Annotated in this window: 19 protein-coding genes; 4 read left to right on the forward strand and 15 right to left on the reverse strand. The window is 43.6% G+C overall.

The window, feature by feature from the left end:
- Positions 1–85: 85 nt before the first annotated feature.
- From ABIE66_RS18815 to cymR, 9 genes are all read right to left on the reverse strand, one after another.
- The gene (locus ABIE66_RS18815; protein ID WP_370015893.1) at positions 86–301 is read right to left on the reverse strand and encodes a hypothetical protein; all 216 of its coding nucleotides are present in this window, start codon (positions 299–301) and stop codon (positions 86–88) included.
- Positions 291–749 carry a PRC-barrel domain-containing protein gene (locus tag ABIE66_RS18820; protein ID WP_370015894.1) on the reverse strand — a complete coding sequence of 153 codons (459 nt, stop codon included), beginning with the start codon at positions 747–749 and terminating at the stop codon, positions 291–293. The genes ABIE66_RS18815 and ABIE66_RS18820 overlap by 11 nt, the downstream gene beginning before the upstream one ends.
- 147 nt (positions 750–896) lie before the next feature.
- Entirely contained in the window at positions 897–1670 is a 774-nt protein-coding gene (locus tag ABIE66_RS18825; protein WP_370015896.1) for a TPM domain-containing protein, read from the reverse strand.
- A complete protein-coding gene (locus tag ABIE66_RS18830; RefSeq protein WP_370017084.1) occupies positions 1670–2239 on the reverse strand; it encodes a LemA family protein in 570 nt (189 codons plus the stop codon). Before ABIE66_RS18830 ends, ABIE66_RS18825 begins: the two co-directional genes overlap by 1 nt.
- A gap of 108 nt (positions 2240–2347) precedes the next feature.
- Complete coding sequence (recD2, locus tag ABIE66_RS18835) at positions 2348–4777, reverse strand: SF1B family DNA helicase RecD2 (protein ID WP_370015898.1); 2430 nt, start codon at positions 4775–4777, stop codon at positions 2348–2350.
- Positions 4778–4792: 15 nt separating this feature from the next.
- Positions 4793–5458 carry a tetratricopeptide repeat protein gene (locus ABIE66_RS18840; protein ID WP_370017085.1) on the reverse strand — a complete coding sequence of 222 codons (666 nt, stop codon included), beginning with the start codon at positions 5456–5458 and terminating at the stop codon, positions 4793–4795.
- Positions 5459–5579: 121 nt separating this feature from the next.
- Positions 5580–6695: a tRNA 2-thiouridine(34) synthase MnmA gene (mnmA, locus tag ABIE66_RS18845; protein ID WP_370015899.1), complete on the reverse strand. Its 1116-nt coding sequence runs from the start codon at positions 6693–6695 to the stop codon at positions 5580–5582.
- 29 nt (positions 6696–6724) lie between these two features.
- Positions 6725–7870 (reverse strand): cysteine desulfurase family protein, encoded by a 1146-nt coding sequence (locus ABIE66_RS18850; protein WP_370015901.1) that lies wholly within the window; start codon positions 7868–7870, stop codon positions 6725–6727.
- A 61-nt stretch (positions 7871–7931) separates the two neighbouring features.
- Complete coding sequence (gene cymR, locus ABIE66_RS18855; RefSeq protein ID WP_034308657.1) at positions 7932–8351, reverse strand: cysteine metabolism transcriptional regulator CymR; 420 nt, start codon at positions 8349–8351, stop codon at positions 7932–7934.
- A 590-nt stretch (positions 8352–8941) separates the two neighbouring features.
- Here cymR and ABIE66_RS18860 point away from each other — a divergent pair.
- Positions 8942–9913 carry a nuclease-related domain-containing protein gene (locus ABIE66_RS18860; RefSeq protein WP_370015903.1) on the forward strand — a complete coding sequence of 324 codons (972 nt, stop codon included), beginning with the start codon at positions 8942–8944 and terminating at the stop codon, positions 9911–9913.
- A 238-nt stretch (positions 9914–10151) separates the two neighbouring features.
- Positions 10152–11423 (forward strand): replication-associated recombination protein A, encoded by a 1272-nt coding sequence (locus ABIE66_RS18865; RefSeq protein ID WP_370015905.1) that lies wholly within the window; start codon positions 10152–10154, stop codon positions 11421–11423.
- Positions 11424–11929: 506 nt separating this feature from the next.
- On the opposite strand, the gene ABIE66_RS18870 is transcribed toward ABIE66_RS18865, so the two are convergent.
- Positions 11930–12139: a hypothetical protein gene (locus tag ABIE66_RS18870; protein ID WP_370015907.1), complete on the reverse strand. Its 210-nt coding sequence runs from the start codon at positions 12137–12139 to the stop codon at positions 11930–11932.
- On the opposite strand from ABIE66_RS18870, the gene ABIE66_RS18875 reads away from it, so the two are divergent.
- Positions 12114–12530 (forward strand): hypothetical protein, encoded by a 417-nt coding sequence (locus ABIE66_RS18875; protein WP_370015909.1) that lies wholly within the window; start codon positions 12114–12116, stop codon positions 12528–12530. The two genes, ABIE66_RS18870 and ABIE66_RS18875, sit on opposite strands and share 26 nt — an antisense overlap.
- A gap of 201 nt (positions 12531–12731) precedes the next feature.
- Here the strand turns inward: ABIE66_RS18875 and ABIE66_RS18880 are convergent, their stop codons facing one another.
- The 3 genes from ABIE66_RS18880 to ABIE66_RS18890 are packed head-to-tail and all read right to left on the reverse strand — an operon-like array spanning position 12732 to position 14590.
- Positions 12732–13424, reverse strand: a complete 693-nt coding sequence (locus tag ABIE66_RS18880; protein ID WP_370015911.1) for an ABC transporter ATP-binding protein — start codon at positions 13422–13424, stop codon at positions 12732–12734.
- Positions 13421–13798 carry a GntR family transcriptional regulator gene (locus tag ABIE66_RS18885; protein WP_370015912.1) on the reverse strand — a complete coding sequence of 126 codons (378 nt, stop codon included), beginning with the start codon at positions 13796–13798 and terminating at the stop codon, positions 13421–13423. The genes ABIE66_RS18880 and ABIE66_RS18885 overlap by 4 nt, the downstream gene beginning before the upstream one ends.
- Positions 13799–13801: 3 nt before the next feature.
- A complete protein-coding gene (locus ABIE66_RS18890; RefSeq protein WP_370015914.1) occupies positions 13802–14590 on the reverse strand; it encodes a hypothetical protein in 789 nt (262 codons plus the stop codon).
- 154 nt (positions 14591–14744) lie between these two features.
- On the opposite strand from ABIE66_RS18890, the gene tagU reads away from it, so the two are divergent.
- On the forward strand, positions 14745–15674 hold the full coding sequence (gene tagU / locus ABIE66_RS18895; protein ID WP_289315569.1) for a polyisoprenyl-teichoic acid--peptidoglycan teichoic acid transferase TagU: 930 nt from the start codon (positions 14745–14747) through the stop codon (positions 15672–15674).
- 467 nt (positions 15675–16141) lie between these two features.
- Here tagU and ABIE66_RS18900 read toward each other — a convergent pair whose 3' ends face one another.
- On the reverse strand, positions 16142–16579 hold the full coding sequence (locus ABIE66_RS18900) for a hypothetical protein (RefSeq protein ID WP_370015916.1): 438 nt from the start codon (positions 16577–16579) through the stop codon (positions 16142–16144).
- Between the two features lie 107 nt (positions 16580–16686).
- Positions 16687–17172: a VanZ family protein gene (locus ABIE66_RS18905; protein WP_370015917.1), complete on the reverse strand. Its 486-nt coding sequence runs from the start codon at positions 17170–17172 to the stop codon at positions 16687–16689.
- Between the last annotated feature and the right edge of the window lie 45 nt (positions 17173–17217).

A 17217-nucleotide genomic window follows, 5' to 3' on the forward strand; every position in this document is an offset into this window, starting at 1 on the left:
CATCTTCGAGTTCATCAAGTCCGAACCCATATTCATTAGAGTATTGCGTGAACGTCTAGCCATTGCAAACACCTCTTCCGTTAAATTACATACTGAAGCGGCGGTCATTTTCCTCAAACAAATCGTCCAATGAGCTTAAACTTCCATCTTCCTCGACTTGGTGCGTACTAATGAGCCCTTCGGATAAGGTCATTTCAATAAAGCAATTCCAACAATAATATTGATTCACGCCAATCTTCCCAACATCTTTACTGCGGCAATTCGGACATTTAATTTCCAAAATGGACACCTCACTGTTCATAAACTGAAACAATGATGGTATCCTTCCCTAATGCAGGCGGCTGTTTTGATTCTATCACTGTCGACTCCGAGAAAAACCCATCCGTTGTTTCATACGCTATAATCGTGCCCATTTTCTCCTTGAAATATACATCCTGCAGTAAACCCAGTTCTTCGCCCATTTCTGAAAAAAGCATGCGACCCAATAATTCGTCCTTCGATAGGCATATGGAATCCGCAGGCACTTTCCTTAAGTTTGAATCCTGTTGCATGATGACGATCCCATCTGGACCGAATGAAGAAATATCGTCAAGTTTCAAATGAAAAGCTCTTTTGAACAATGCTTGCTGATGAACGACCAAGCCTGTTACCTGACCCATTTCAGAAATTGATAAATCGTGGACCGTGCCGACTCTTTCTCCTTTGATTGTAAAAACCGGCATCCCTTTCAATAATGAAAACGTCCGCAAGGTCATCCCGCCTTTCCGAACATTTTTATTATCTCTTTACTACTGAAAATAGATGTGCTGAAAGGTTTTCCATTGTTGCTCCATCTTCCGGAAATACAGGGAACAGGCATAAAAAAAAGACCGGTTTCCCGGTCTGATCCACCTGTTTTACCATCCCCTGCTGGCACCTCCGCCACCGGAACTTCCTCCACCACCTCCACGTGGACCGCCGCTGCCGCCTCCACGGCCACCGCCGCCTCCGCGACTGATGATTATCAAAAGGATATTGATTAGCGTTTGGAGGAAAAATCCTTTAAAGAACTTGGCATCGAGGATGAATACGATGATGACAACGAGGATAATGAGGAAAATCTGTAAACCTGATGGCTGAAAGGTTTCTGACTCGGGCTGAACGGATGGTTCTTGATAAAACTCGTCACCCAAGTTATATTCTTCCGTGACATCGTTATATACGGCCTTATAGGTTTCAGTCAGGGCAACATCATATTTACCCTCTTTCAGCGCAGGGATAGCCACATTGTCCAAAATCTGACCAGATTTTATATCGGTAATGGCCCCTTCCAAACCGTAACCCACTTCAATACGGATTTTCTGTTCTTCCATGGCTAGAACAATGAGAACTCCATTGTTCAGCTCGGCATCACCAAGCTTGAATGATCTCAATGCCTCGACCGAGTACTCCTCGATCTCGGATCCTTCCATGGAATCAACCGTCAAAACGGAAATTTGTGCTTTTGTGGCATCATCCAATCGTTTCCCAAGTTCGATGAGTTCGGATTTTTCCTGATCATCCAGGACTCCGGCGAAGTCCTGAACATATATATCCCCAACTGGTTCAGGGATGTTAGGTTGTGCTGCGACCACGTTTGCTAAACTGCACGTGAGAATGAAGAATAGCGCAAACACAGCGAGTCTTTTCATTATTTATCGCTCCCGAAATCAACCTTTGGCGTTTCTTTTTCTTGATCGGTCACTTCAAAATATGGTTTAGCATCGAACCCGAACACTCCTGCCATCATATTCTTCGGAAATCGTTTAATCATCTTATTATAGTTGGTAACTTCATCATTATAGTCTTTTCGCGCTACTGTCAGTCGATTTTCCGTTCCTTCCAAACTATCCATGAGACCCTTGAAGTTCTCATTGGCCTTTAAATCCGGATAGTTCTCGACAACCACCAAAAGACGGCTTAAGGCCCCGCTCAATTCTTGATCGGCATCAATTGCATCTTCAGTCGAGTTGGCACCGGCCAACTTTGAACGTGCATCACTCACCGCTTTAATGGCTTCCGTTTCATGCGAAGCATAACCCTTGACCGTTTCAACAAGGTTTGGAATCAAATCCGCTCTTCGTTTCAATTGGTTATCCACCTGTGACCATTTATTGTCAACATCTTCACTTGCACTTACAAGGCCGTTGTACGAAGATGCCCCAAAAATGACCAGCAAAACGACAACGACTATTCCTAGTATCCAACCTTTTTTCATCAGTTTCCCCCCTACTCTTTCACATATAAGTTATATTCTATATTAGTTCCACCAAAACTATGAATTATAAACAAAATTCATCAAATGAAGAAACAAAACATTGATCACCAGTTACATGAAATCATAAGGGGTGACACTTTCCATCCCGATCATCGGGTCAGCATGCATGAGAGTATCAAGATAACTTGCCTCTGGCGCATGTACATCTCCCTTTTCAACCTGCCTATCTTCCTCACTCAAAATCTCCCGCAGCTTTTCACGCAAAGTCGTTTTCCGGCGCATCTCATCATTACGCTCGATCCCTAAACGGAATGCATCCTCTTCACCACAAAGGATCAAGAAATTTTTACTGCGGGTAATTGCCGTATACAATAAATTTCGGCGAAGCATCCGATAATAACTTTTCACTACAGGTAAAATGACAATGGGGAATTCGCTTCCCTGCGACTTATGAATGGAGCAGCAATATGCATGAGTAATCTGGTTCAAGTCCTGTTTCGTGTAGGTCACCTCGATACCTTCGAAAGAAATGATAACTTTATCGACATGATCGGTATTTTCCTTAGCGAACAGTATGGACACGATTTCACCCATATCGCCATTAAAGACACCCTCCTCTGGCTGGTTCACCAGTTGAAGCACCTTATCACCCGTTCTGTATATTACGTCACCGAATTTAATTTCCCGCCGCTTTTCATCCGCATTGCCATTGAACACTTCCTGAAGCATTTTATTCAGTGCATCAATCCCGGCAGGCCCCCTATACATCGGAGCCAGCACCTGTATATCCCTGGCCGTGAAACCCTTTGTCCTGGCATTCGCAACCACTTTCTCGATTACCTGGGCGATTTGCCCGGTCTGACAGCGAATGAACGATCGATCTTCTTGCTGCTTCGTAACATCATCCGGGAGTCTTCCTTTTTTGATGTCATGGGCCAATTCAATGATCGATGAGCCGTCAGCTTGACGGTAAATATGTTCCAAACTGACAGTCGGTACACAATCCGATGCAAGCAAATCCTTTAAAACCTGCCCAGGGCCGACTGATGGCAGCTGATCTTCATCACCCACCAATATCACTTGGACATTTTCCGGCAAGGCTTTAAACAATTGATGGGCCAGCCACGTATCCACCATGGAAACCTCATCGATGATCACGATCCGGCCATCCAACTGATTATCCTCATCATGGGAAAAGCCTTCACTCCCATTCCACCCCAGCAAACGGTGGATCGTAACAGCGGGAAGTCCAGTCGATTCGGCCATGCGTTTCGCTGCACGGCCAGTAGGAGCCGCAAGTACGAATGGAAATGGATCGCTTCCTTCTTTTTTATAATCGTTAATGTCCATGGATACACCATGCAGCTCCGCATAAAGCTCAACAATTCCTTTGATCACCGTCGTCTTACCGGTACCCGGCCCCCCCGTCAAGATTAACATGGGGGACTGCAGGGCTGTTTGTATCGCTTCCTTCTGGGCCGGGGCGTAGGAAACATCAAGCCGCTCTTCCAGCTTCCCAAGTGCCAGCAAAAACTCCGATTCCGGGAACTGGTCCTCATACTCCGTTTGAGCAAGCAGCCGCTTGATGTTCATGACGATTCCCTTTTCGGAATAGAATAGTGAAGGCGGATAAATTCGTTGATCCTCGACAACTATTTTTCCCTCTTGCGTCAATTCGATTATTTCCGAGGAAATGTTTGTGAATTCAATGCGATCCCGTTTATTTTCCTCAAGCAGTCGCTTGACCGCTTCCAATAACTGCTCGGCTTCTATGTAGATATTTCCATCCTGGAGGCATTGTGATTCAAGTGTATACAAGCACGCAGCCTTGATTCGGTCGGGATGGCTGCCGGAAATGCCAAGCTGATGCCCAAGCTCATCCGCCCGTCCAAAACCAATCCCTTCAATATCCTCCACGAGCTTATAAGGATTTCCCTGAACCATCGTGATCGTATCCTGTTTATACATTTGATAAATCTTCATCGACAACTGTGGTCCAAAGCCATATTGATTCAGGGCGATCATCACCTGCTCCAAACCCTGATGCTCGACTAATGTATCATAGAGGCCCTTTGCCTTTTCCCCTGATAGCTTCGGGATATCATCAAGTAACGAAGGCTGAGCCAGAATTTTGGAAATTGCCTTTTCCCCTAGTGTCTCAACAATGCTTTCGGCTGTTTTTTTCCCAATGCCCTTGAAAAGATCACCGGATAAATAACTGACGATCCCTTCCTTGGATTGAGGCAAATCCTTACGGAAATGCTCCACATGAAATTGAAGGCCAAAACGCGCATGTTCCTTCATCGCCCCATAAAAAATATAGATCTCATCCTCATGCATCCTTGGAAAATAACCTGTTACGACAGCTTCCTTCTCTTCATAATTCAGATTCGTTTCATGCACACGAATTCTTACAACCGAGTACATATTTTCTTCATTATGAAAGATCGTCACTAAATGACTTCCTTTCATGAACATTTTCTCCTCTGAAAACAAATCCAACGAATCTTGCTGGCTCAACGCTACTCCCCACCTTTCCATGCATATGCCGACTATTTACTCAGCATTCATTTCTTCCATCAGTTTCTTACCGTGTGCAGCAAGCATATGGTCAGGCTGTGCTTCCAAAGCCTTATCAAAATAAGCGATCGCTGCTTGCGCATCTTCACGATACCCGGCAAACGCAACACCTAAATTATAATAAGCATCGGCATGTCCCGGATCCTGCTCCACAACTAAATTCAGTTGATTGATCAATTCATCGTATAATTCCGCATTGGCAAGACATAGTGCATATTGGAATCTCGCGTCAACGTCCTCTGGGCTCAGCTCCACCGTTCTCTGTAAATAAGGCATCGCCAACTTCGGTTGATCCAACGCCATCAATGTCAATCCAAGCATGAAGTAAGCATCGCTGTTCTCCAGTCCCAAGCGGATTGCCTTTTCAAACATATCCTTCGCTTCGACTAATTTAGAATCGGATTCATAGTATAAGTTACCTAATGAATAATAAGCCGCAGCTGCATTTTCATCCAGCTCAATCGCCTTTCTGTAAAACTTGACCGCTTTATCCGTTTCACCAACGGCAGTCAATACATTCCCGAAATTTATGTAGGCAACAGGCTCATTCGGATTTTCCTCGATCGCCTCATTAAAAACTTTCGCCGCTTCTTCGTATTTCCCTTGCTGCATTAACTCAATTCCTTGTTGATTCTTATCCATTATCATTTCACACTCCATTTTTATATTAAAAAGTATAGCATAACAGTAGTCGAATTCAGACAGCACACCCGCAATCCAAAAGAAGTCCCCAACCGCAAACACAGCTGGGGACATGCTTATTTTACCCTACGTAAGTCAGTTTTTCACCTTTTTTAAATACTTCATCAATCGTACCGCCACCAAGGCACACTTCACCATCATAGAATACGACTGCTTGTCCAGGTGTGATCGCGCGGACTGGCTCGTCAAAGATGACTTCGACATCACCATTTTCCAAGACCTTCACCTTAACACCGCTATCCTCTTGACGATACCTGAACTTTGCCGTACCTGTAAATTCATCCGCAGGTATATGTTCCGCTACCCAGCTAACATTCACTGCACGAAGCGAATTAGAATACAGCACATCATTATCAAACCCTTGACACACATATAAAACATTGCGTTTCAAGTCTTTACCCGCAACAAACCAAGGATCGCCGCTGCCGCCAATCCCCAGACCGTGACGCTGACCGATGGTGTAATACATCAATCCGTCATGCTTGCCCATGACCTTGCCATCCATCGTGACCATATCTCCTGGCTGAGCTGGAAGGTAATTGCTTAAAAACTCTTTGAAATTGCGTTCACCGATAAAACAGATGCCTGTAGAATCTTTTTTCGTTGCCGTAGCAAGACCCGCTTCTTTCGCAATCTCACGGACTTCCTTCTTATCAATATGTCCAAGCGGAAACATGACTTTTTCCAATTGTTCTTGAGTAAGTTGATTCAAGAAGTACGTTTGATCCTTATTATTATCGATGCCGCGAAGCATTTTGTATTCGCCATCCCGGTATTCAACCTGTGCGTAATGACCTGTAGCCACATAGTCAGCACCAAGACTTACCGCATGTTCAAGAAAGGCCTTGAACTTGATTTCCTTATTGCACATTACATCCGGATTCGGAGTGCGGCCCGCTTTATACTCATCCAAGAAATAAGTGAAAACTTTATCCCAATATTGCTTTTCGAAATTGACCGCATAATAAGGGATGCCGATTTGATTACATACGGCAATTACATCATTGTAATCTTCCGTTGCCGTACAAACTCCGTTTTCATCTGTATCATCCCAGTTCTTCATGAAAATCCCGACCACATCATAGCCTTGATTCTTCAATAGCAGGGCTGACACAGAAGAATCCACGCCTCCTGACATGCCCACGACAACGCGGGTGTCCTTTGGTGCTTTATTCATTCTGTCACCTCATTTATTTAAAGAAGGAATTATCTTCCCACTAATCTTTTAACGATTTTAACGGTGGTTTCAGCTGCCTGCCTGACGTCCTCTTCCGTGTTGTTCAAACCGAAGCTGAAACGAATCGAATTCTTCGTCCGCTCCGAATCTTTCCCGAACATCGCCACAAGTACATGCGACGGATCGATTGACCCCGCTGTACAAGCGGATCCGCTCGATACCGCAACACCTGCCAAGTCCATATTGACGAGCATAGATTCCACATTCGTACCTGGAAAACTAACATTCAGCACATGTGGCAGCGACTGTTCCATAGATCCGTTAATTTCATATTGTACATCCGCCTCATCAAAGACAGCAAGCAATACGTCTTTAAATCGCTTGTATTGCTCCGTTTTCTCTTCCATCGTGCTTTGTGCAAGTAAAACAGCTTCTGAAAAACCGGCAATTGCCGGCACACTCTCCGTACCTGCACGGCGTTTGCGTTCTTGTTCCCCGCCATATAAATGCGGATTCAGCTTCAAACCTTCACGCATATATAGAAAGCCGATTCCTTTGGGACCGTTGATTTTGTGCGCTGATACACTAAGCAAATCCACCCCCAGCTCACGAACGTCAATACGGATCAAACCATATGCCTGGACCGCGTCCGTATGGAAAATGGCTGGATGCCCCTTGAGCAGCTGTCCAATTTCAGCAATCGGCTGGATCGTGCCAACCTCGTTATTGCCGAACATGACCGAAACCAAAATCGTATCGTCCCGCAATGCAGCCTTTAAATCGGCAATTGAAATAAGCCCCGCTTCATTCACAGGTAAATATGTGACTTCAAAGCCAGACTTCTCAAGGAATTGGCACGTATGCAAGACCGCATGATGCTCAATCTCCGTCGTGATGATGTGCTTTCCCTTTTCTTTATAAGCATTGGCAACACCAATGATCGCCGTATTATCCGCCTCGGTTCCACCGCTCGTGAAAATGATTTCATTCCGCCCGGCACCTATGCTCGTAGCAATACTCGAACGCGCCTCATCCAAAACATGGCGCGCCTCCCGCCCGAAAGCATGAATGCTCGACGGATTGCCAAAGTCATGGCTCATGACTACCATCATCCTATCGATCACATTCGGATGCATCGGTGAAGTCGCAGCATGATCTAAATATATTCTGTCCACTTTTTTGTCGCCTCCATTAAAAAAACGCAAGCGCCTACATAATAGGCGCATTGCTAATCACTTAAATATAGTACATATAAGAATCGATTTCACCCGTATCCTTGTAGCTAGCCAAATCCATAAGCGTCGTATTATCCAATACATCCTTCACAGCATCGCGAATCCGGATCCAAAGCTGGCGCTTAACCGGCTCTTCATCCTCAATTCCTTCAACCGGAGTAATCGGCCCTTCCAATACGCGGATGACATCACCCGAAGTGATCTCCTGAGGATCTTTAGACAAGACATACCCGCCATAAGCACCGCGGACACTCTTCACCAACCCTGCATTACGAAGCGGCGCAATCAACTGCTCCAAATAATGCTCCGACAAATTATGCGTCTGGGCAATCGATTTCAAACTTTTCGGGCCTTCTCCATAATGTTTAGCAAGCTCGATCATAATCGTTAAACCATAACGGCCTTTAGTAGATATCTTCATACATATACACCTCAAATTATTTATCCGTTTCTAAATTCTTATGAAATTATAGCATATTCCCGCCGGAAATGCATTCACCCGCCCTCCATTTGTCAAATTATCCTAATTGGAAAGGTAGGATAATGCAAAAAAAGAATGAAATGTAACCGATCGGATGACAGATTTTTTCCGGTGTAGACCGAATTTTGGGTTAGGACGGATATTTCTACGGACAGTCGGATAGTGGGGATAGGTCGAATCTTTCGCTTGAACGGCCGGATTATTGTGGGGTAAGGTCGAATCTTTCGCTCGGACGGCCGGATTATTGTGAGATAGGTCAAATTTTTCGCTCGGACGGCCGGATTATTGTGAGGATAGGTCGAATCTTTCGCTCGGACGGCCGGATTATTGTGTGGATAGGTCGATTTTTTCGCTTGGACGGCTGGATTATTGGGCGCTAGGTCAAATTTTTCGCTTGAACGGCCGGATTATTGGGTGCTAGGTCGATTTATATAAAAGTTCGTTCCATGCCACATTTATTTTCACTAAAATACAGGAAATCACTTTATTAACCGAGAATACTTCACTTAAATCTATAAGGAGTGGTTATCATGATCATTAAAAACCGCAAGATGCCTTTAAAGATAGACATGCTCGAAGCCCTGATGAGACGCTTACCTCCTGGACATGCGAGGCAACCTGCAATAAATGCAGATATCAAGAATATCAAGGCAGGATACAACGGTGAATACAGAGTCTTCCAATCTCTTATAGCACTTCCTGAAAAGGAGTATCTACTCTTTCATGACCTCCGTCTAATCGGATCACCTTTTCCCTTCCAAATGGACATCCTCATTCTCACATCCTCTTTCCTCTTAATCCTTGAAGTCAAAAACATGGCTGGTGAAATCTTTTTCGACGATGCCTTCAATCAACTTATCCGTACTAATACAGATGGAAATACCGAAGCTTTTGATGATCCCATATTGCAAGTGAGCCGGCAGCGCCAGCACTTGTTAGACTGGTTAAAAACAAAAAGAACAAACAACCTTCCAGTTGAAACCCTCGTTGTCAGTGCCAATACTTCAACGATCATTCGGGCCGTGAATAAGGATATTAATAGAAAAGTAATAAGAAAGGATCGTATTCTTCTTAAAATTGAAGAATTAAATTACAAGTATGGCGAAGCGGTCCTTTCTACTAGAGCAATGAAACGGTTATCGAATCTATTGCTCGATGGACACATCCCTTATATTCCTAAACCGCTAGAGAATTACAGAATTCCGATTACCGCCCTCCAAACCGGAATATTCTGCCACAAGTGTTCTGCATTTACCATGGAGCGGAAATCAAAAAAGTGGATTTGCCGTACCTGTTTGGATATTTCCCTTGATGCTCACATTTCGGCACTTTATGATTATCTATACCTCGTTAAACCTACCATTACAAACAGCGAATTTCGAAACTTCGTCCAACTCCAATCCCCATCCAGTGCAAAAAAACTATTACTTTCACTGAAACTGAATCATTCCGGCCATACTAGAGGCAGAGTTTATCTATTAGATTCTCTCTTAGAAGGATAGGCCGGATTATTCTGCTGGTAGGTCGCATTAATTCTTTTTAGGTCGGATTATTCCCCCGGTAGGTCGATATATCCCTTGGTAGGACGAATTAGCGTGCTCGTAGGTCGATTTATCGAACGATGGCACAAATTAAATCCCCAAACGGACTACTATATTAGGAATTCGCCCTCTTTTACAGCATAATCAGCGCATTTCCCCCATCAGTTGTGATACCTTATATAAAAAGGAGAGGTGCGCAATGAATATTAAACCGCTTGCTTTCCGGATGCGGCCTCGGTCGATTGATGAGATCATCGGGCAGGAGCATCTGGTCGGTGAAGGAAAAATTATCGCAAGGATGGTGAAAGCCAAGCAGCTTTCTTCCATGATTTTGTATGGTCCGCCGGGAATTGGCAAGACATCGATTGCAAGTGCGATTGCCGGAAGCACGAAGTTTGCTTTCCGGACGCTGAACGCGGTGACCAATAATAAAAAGGATATGGAAATCGTGGCAGCCGAGGCTAAGATGTCCGGGAAAGTGATTCTGCTGCTTGATGAGGTTCATCGACTCGATAAGGCGAAGCAGGATTTCCTATTGCCTTATCTTGAAAACGGGATGATCACCTTGATCGGTGCAACGACCAGCAATCCCTATCATGCAATCAATCCGGCCATCAGAAGCCGGTGCCAGATTTTCGAGCTCAAATCATTGGAAACCAATGATATAACCAAAGCTCTGGAACGGGCACTTCATGATGAAGAACGGGGACTTGGTGCGTATAAAACCGATGTCACCCTTGATGCCCTAACCCATTTCGCGACTGCTTCGAACGGAGATGTCCGCAGTGCCCTTAACGCTCTTGAACTCGCCGTCATTTCCACCGAAACCGATGAGTCCGGAACGATTCATATAGATCTGCAAATTGCCGAGGAATGCATGCAGAAAAAAAGCTTCTCACATGACAAGGACGGAGATGCCCATTATGATGTTCTGTCGGCTTTCCAAAAATCAATTCGCGGAAGTGATGTGAATGCAGCCCTTCATTATTTGGGGCGATTGGTCGAAGCCGGTGATCTTGTCAGCATTGCCCGCCGCATGGTGGTCATTGCCTACGAAGACATAGGTCTTGCCAATCCCCAGGCTGGTCCCAGGGCACTCGCTGCCGTCGAAGCCGCTGAACGACTTGGGTTTCCTGAAGCCCGGATTCCACTTGCCAACTCAGTGGTCGAGTTATGCCTATCACCGAAATCGAATACGGCCATTGTCGCGATTGATGCAGCTCTATCCGACATTCGAAGCGGCCATAGTGGAGATGTACCAGATCATCTCAAGGATGCCCATTACAAAGGCGCCACTGACCTCGGACGCGGCATCGGCTACCTTTATCCGCATGACTACGAGAATGGCTGGGTGAAGCAGCAATACTTACCGGACAAACTGCGCAGCAAAAAATATTACAAACCTAAAAAGAGCGGAAAATTTGAACAAGCCCTTGCCTCGGTCTATGAAAATATCGAGAAAAAGAAATAACTCCGGATCACTTCAGATCCGGAGTTTTTTTATTGTGGGAAATGAAAACTTTTAATATTCCTCAGATGGACAAAGACCGCCTCCCCATGAGCATTCATCAACCGTATTACTCATTCCAATATTCTGCGGATGCATAACTAATTTGAGCACGACCAGTTTATTGGTTTGTATGTACACCTGCCAGCCAAACGATCCGGCTAGACCTTTCTTAGTTAAAAACCGGAACGCTTAGGCTAAATTCCCTTTGAATCGCCTTACTTGGCCAATTTCCCCCGGGAATCAGTCCGCATCAAGGGCAGAAACAACATTTCAATATTTGATTCTAGCCCGATAACTTTTACAGCATTTAATCTTAGATTATTGCAGACTGCAATCCGCGCACTTTTAGCCGCAGAAAAATTAGGTTTCCTCGTATCCAGTAAGCGGATATGTCAATTACGATTGCTAGCGGCATGTCCACTTTCATAAGAAGGCACAACAACTTTTTGGTTGCTGTACCTGTGTGGTCAATCTTCTTCTTTATAGATACCCTTCGATGCTTTAATCATATTTTCCAGCCACATTTTCTTAAATATATTCACACGACGAGGACTGCCATTCTCTTCACCCTCATCTGAATTTTCTATAGAATCATTATCTTCTGCGGTGAGTTCATTTGTACCAATTTCTTCGGAAAGGATTTCATTTGAAATGCCTTCATCTGCTGAAATTTCCATTGAGCTACTTTCATCTGATGATGAGCTTTCCGTTGAGCTACTTTCATCTGATGATGAGCTTTCCGTTGAACTACTTTCATCTGATGATGAGCTTTCCGTTGAACTACTTTCGTACGATGAGCTTTCCGTTGAATCACTCTCGCACGATGAGCTTTCCGTTGAACCACTCTCGCACGACGAGCTTTCCGTTGAATCACTCTCGTACGATGAGCTTTCCGTTGAATCACTCTCGTACGATGAGCTTTCCGTTGAATCACTCTCGTACGATGAGCTTTCCGTTGAATCACTCTCGTACGATGAGCTTTCCGTTGAATTACTTTCGTACGATGAACTTTCAGTTGAATATTCCATTTATTTTTTAACCTCCAAGATTTATTTATTTATTCTTTAGGGATATCCGTACTGCATATATATGCGTCTTCTTTCTAATAGGGACTTTGCTTATCACCCATTTTAAGGTAAAACTACATTCTCTGATAAATATTTGGCGATTCAATTTTACCTGGTCAATTTAATTAGATTAAAGTTTTTTCTCCTTGCAAACAAAAAAATAGCCTCGGAATCGAAGCTACTTTACATTTTTCCCTTCATACTAGCTATGATGTCCCTTTAGCCAACCGACCACCGATTTCCCACTACTTTCGCGAAGGTCCTCGACATTTTCCTTGGAAATGATCTCGCCATCCTTAATCAGAATGACCTCATCAAGGATGTTCTCGATCTCCTCAATTTCATGAGTCGCCATAATAACCATTTGCCTTTCAAAATCGATAGAAGACAGCAAGCACCGTACAATCGACTCCCTGACCATAACGTCCAGCCCTGAGAATGGTTCATCCAATAATACGACCGGTGCCTCCCGAGAAAGGGCTAGCACTAATTTAAGCCTTCCCCGATTACCTTTCGACATCGTACGGACCTTCTTCCTGTCATCCAATTGCATGAATGCCAGCATTTCAATTGCCTTATCCCGATTAAAATCAGCAAACTGCGATGCATGAAATTCAATATACTGACCTGCCGTAAAATTGGGATAGAAAAAATCAAGCTCTGTCAGATAAGAAACAACTGAAGCTGTCCTCCTGCTTACCGGCATCCCAGCGACCGTCACCTCACCATGATCCGGTTTCGCAAGACCCGCAATCAGTTTGAGCAATGTTGACTTACCGCTACCATTGGCTCCCAACACCCCATAAATCTTCCCCACTTCAAACGTGAGTGATACACCATCAAGGGCAGCAATGCTTCCATACCTTTTCGTTACATCATGCAGCTCAACTTTCATTCCGCATCCCCCTGCTTCTTCAGAAATTGCTGTACCGCTGTCAGCATTTCTTCTCTCGACAAGCCAATTTCTTTCATGTTCTCAACGAATGTCTCAATAACTTCCGTTTGAATCCGGGTACGCAGTGAAGCAATCAGCGCCGGATCATTTTTAACGAATGTACCTTGCCCCCTTCTCGTCTCCACAATTCCATCCCTCTCAATCTCGCTATAAGTACGCTGTATCGTATTCGGATTGACACCCATTTCGACAGCCATTTCGCGGACCGATGGCAATTTATCCCCACTCTTTATTTCACCCCGTACAATTGAATAACAAATTCGATCCACAACCTGTAAATAAATCGGCTTTGATGCATGAAAATCCTCTGACATCCTTTACACCTCAATCTTTCGGTCCAACAGCCAACAAGAAGCGAGGAACAATATCACTAACCCAATAACATCCAACCCGCTTGTCAAAAGCGAAATATTTCCCCCGCCTTCTATATAAACCTCCAACTTGGCTTGAGACAAGCTAAACGACGAACCGCTAAAAGCCGGTACAGCCCATATATCATCCAGGTTCCGATATACCATTGTATGACCAACCCAATTTTTCAACAAAACCATTCCTATAAACAGAAGAGACACTAACAGCCAACGAATATTTTTAATAAGTTGAATCCTTGCGAGTGCATGATACACTACCCATAAAAACATCATAAGCACAGCTATGACAATACTAACCGCCGTCATAGCCCCTCCTAACTGTAACAGGCTACCTAATTCCGTAATATTCCCCACCTGAAAGTCTTGCTGAAAATAACTGGTCGGAACCTTAAAAGCCACAAAAACCAAACAGCTGGCAAATAAAATGGAAACCACTTGAAACAGCACACTTGACACTAATTTACTTCCAAGCAACATCGCTGCAGACTGGGGATTGTGAATCCACAATTGCGTCTTCCCCTCGTAATTCAAACATCCAAAAATCAAAGAGAACATAATAAATGGCTGTAAGAACAAGATCACCCATGTACACATATAAAAAAGACCTGCAACTTCCAAAAACTTGGATGCTAAAAAAGAAATGAACACAAAGCCAACTTGCGCAACCAACAACCACAGAAGCGTGGCTTTCCCGATCAACCACTCCTTTTGCACTAAACCTTTAAATGAAATCAACTTCCCAACCCCTTCAAAATTGTTCTAGTTACATAGTACACAGTTACACCAAAATATGTCAAAGGTATTATAAAATAGTAAAATATACTATTATTTTATATTGAAATTAAATATAATGGATGAAGTGGTTACAAATTGAGGAAGGAAGTAAAATATGAGACATGAAAAAAAGAAGAAAAAGAAACGGACATGGCTGAAGGTAGTTGGTATAATTGTCCTACTTTTTATATTAGCAGGCGGAGCCTTTGCCTACTCCGTATGGAATTCACTGACAAAAACCGTTGACACGATGCATACACCAATAGACCGTACCACGGATAAACGAACCAAAGACCTTGCACTATCAGATCAGGAGCCATTCTCTATGCTCATGCTCGGTGTCGATGAACGTGATGGCGACAAAGGCCGTTCAGATACTATGATCGTCTTGACAGTCAATCCACAAAAGAAATCGGTCAAAATGCTAAGCATTCCGCGTGATACACGGACCGAGATTGTCGGTCATGGTACACAGGATAAAATTAACCACGCATTTGCCTTCGGCGGAGCGAAAATGTCCATGGATACCGTTGAGAATTTCCTGGATATCCCGATCGACTATTATATGAAGATCAATATGGAAGGCTTTAAGGATATCGTTGACGCAGTCGGCGGCGTGACTGTCCAAAACGATTTGGACTTCACCTATGAAGGCGTCCATTTTGCAAAGGGAAGCATTAATCTAAATGGGGAAGATGCACTTAAATATTCGCGAATGAGATATGAAGATCCGAATGGTGATTATGGCCGTCAATCCAGACAACGTTCCATCATCGAGGCTGTCATCAAGGAAGGCGCTAGCCTTTCATCATTGACGAAATACGATGATGTATTCGCAGCATTAAGTAAAAATATCCAGACGAATTTGACGTTTGATGACATGATGGACATCCAAAAGAACTACAGGGACGCAAGCAAAAGCATAACCCAAGCAACCATTCCAGGAAATGGAACGAAAATCGATGGAGTCTACTATAATATTGTGTCGGATGAACAAAAAGAAAAGGTTCAATCCGAATTAAAAGAACAATTATCCATCAAATAAGAAAAAATGAAAGAGCTGTCCGGACCCGCATCCTGACAGCTTTTTCATTTTCCCCGTCCAATATTCTGACAAAAAACGAACACCAATTGTAGAGATTTGTTGGAATTTTTGTTGTTTATTAGGCATGAAAAGACGGTATAATCTAATATGAGCTGAAAATTCCATCTTCCCCTTGCCCCTTTAAATCACTTGACCTATTATTCTATGGACCCGGAATTCCATCAACCACCATTCATCAACTATAATAAATAATCCTAAACAAAAGGAGCGGATTTACATGAAAATCAAAGCAGGCAGCTGGGCTATGCTAAGCACACAGGACAAAATGTTTATTCTTAAAGCCATCAGTGATCGTTCAAGAATGAAATATGTTTCATGAGAAGTAGATCTTATCATCGCTACACGAGAGCATCGCCTCTCCCTTTTCAATAAAACGAACTTGAGCCTGAAAAAGGAGAGGAGTCTATTCAAACTGATGATCCCATAACAAACGCCATTCGCCTTATTCTTTCACGGCATGTAAACATCCCAAAGCGAGAATTGAAGACCTGTGTAACTGGAATTTCATAGGCCGTTTTATGCTGCCTCCCATCCTTATCCAGCCTCCAGTTCTTCACTTTCTTAAATTGGCCTACATCATACTGAAAGGTCTGCACTTCCATATGCTGTAAAAATACACGTGACCGATTTTGCACATAATCTGCCCGATTCGGAAACCACTGCTTCATTTCAGAACTTAACAATTCCCAGAACTTCCCAAACTCCGCTTCACTTTCATACTCATAAAAATCTTCAACTACGCTTTTTGATCCGCTGGGAAAAAGAAAAATGATACAGGCTTCTGCAACTAAAACCATGAGAATTGCCGCCAATACTCCTATTGGAATCTTACTTTGTCTCCTCACCCTCATCACCCTCACAGGTTATCATTCATTTATATATAGGGGGAAACCATAAAAAAGAAGCATGTTGTTAGACATGCTCCTTACGTATATGTACCGAAAAAGATTTCTTAGATTCTATGACGCCTTCTCCGATAAAAGAAAAGAAAACAGAAGATTCCTAGCAAACCGCCAAACGTGTCCAGCATGACATCCTGCCATAAAGGGGTACGGCCACCCGTTAGTTTTTGATGAAGTTCGTCAGCACTTGCATAAAAAAGGACACATACAAGAGCCCCTGAAAACGAAAGAATAGGATTCTTCACAAAACTCCGCCAAACACCCAACGTCAATAAACCAAACACAAAAAAGATAAAAAGATGGGCACCCTTCCGAATGAAAAACTCCACAAAACCACTCACTCCAGCAGTATGAGCACTCACCTCAACTCCTCCATACATGAATGAAATGCCACTTAGCTTATCATACCAATACGGCGTATTGAACTGCGCTAAAAAAGGGGTAACGCTTTGCTCCTCATACGTCTGCGTGGAAAAAAAGAAGATCAGCATCGCCCATAAAATGAGTAGAATGGGGAATATCCACTTACTTTTCATATGATAATTAACCCTTCCCAAATATCGCTTAATTTTTCTTTAAGT

Source organism: Peribacillus sp. B2I2, from assembly GCF_041261685.1.
Taxonomy (GTDB): Bacteria; Bacillota; Bacilli; order Bacillales; family DSM-1321; genus Peribacillus.

What these genes read in the sequence shown, in the direction of transcription:
- ABIE66_RS18885 (WP_370015912.1), bottom strand. Translation starts at nt 13,798, where the DNA reads ATGTCAGAGGATTTTCATGCATCAAAGCCGATTTATTTACAGGTTGTG.
- ABIE66_RS18840 (WP_370017085.1), bottom strand. Translation starts at nt 5,458, where the DNA reads ATGGATAAGAATCAACAAGGAATTGAGTTAATGCAGCAAGGGAAATAC.
- ABIE66_RS18865 (WP_370015905.1), top strand. Translation starts at nt 10,152, where the DNA reads ATGAATATTAAACCGCTTGCTTTCCGGATGCGGCCTCGGTCGATTGAT.
- cymR (WP_034308657.1), bottom strand. Translation starts at nt 8,351, where the DNA reads ATGAAGATATCTACTAAAGGCCGTTATGGTTTAACGATTATGATCGAG.
- ABIE66_RS18875 (WP_370015909.1), top strand. Translation starts at nt 12,114, where the DNA reads ATGCCTTCATCTGCTGAAATTTCCATTGAGCTACTTTCATCTGATGAT.
- ABIE66_RS18860 (WP_370015903.1), top strand. Translation starts at nt 8,942, where the DNA reads ATGATCATTAAAAACCGCAAGATGCCTTTAAAGATAGACATGCTCGAA.
- mnmA (WP_370015899.1), bottom strand. Translation starts at nt 6,695, where the DNA reads ATGAATAAAGCACCAAAGGACACCCGCGTTGTCGTGGGCATGTCAGGA.
- ABIE66_RS18905 (WP_370015917.1), bottom strand. Translation starts at nt 17,172, where the DNA reads ATGAAAAGTAAGTGGATATTCCCCATTCTACTCATTTTATGGGCGATG.
- ABIE66_RS18815 (WP_370015893.1), bottom strand. Translation starts at nt 301, where the DNA reads ATGAACAGTGAGGTGTCCATTTTGGAAATTAAATGTCCGAATTGCCGC.
- ABIE66_RS18880 (WP_370015911.1), bottom strand. Translation starts at nt 13,424, where the DNA reads ATGAAAGTTGAGCTGCATGATGTAACGAAAAGGTATGGAAGCATTGCT.
- ABIE66_RS18825 (WP_370015896.1), bottom strand. Translation starts at nt 1,670, where the DNA reads ATGAAAAGACTCGCTGTGTTTGCGCTATTCTTCATTCTCACGTGCAGT.
- recD2 (WP_370015898.1), bottom strand. Translation starts at nt 4,777, where the DNA reads ATGGAAAGGTGGGGAGTAGCGTTGAGCCAGCAAGATTCGTTGGATTTG.
- ABIE66_RS18870 (WP_370015907.1), bottom strand. Translation starts at nt 12,139, where the DNA reads ATGGAAATTTCAGCAGATGAAGGCATTTCAAATGAAATCCTTTCCGAA.
- tagU (WP_289315569.1), top strand. Translation starts at nt 14,745, where the DNA reads ATGAGACATGAAAAAAAGAAGAAAAAGAAACGGACATGGCTGAAGGTA.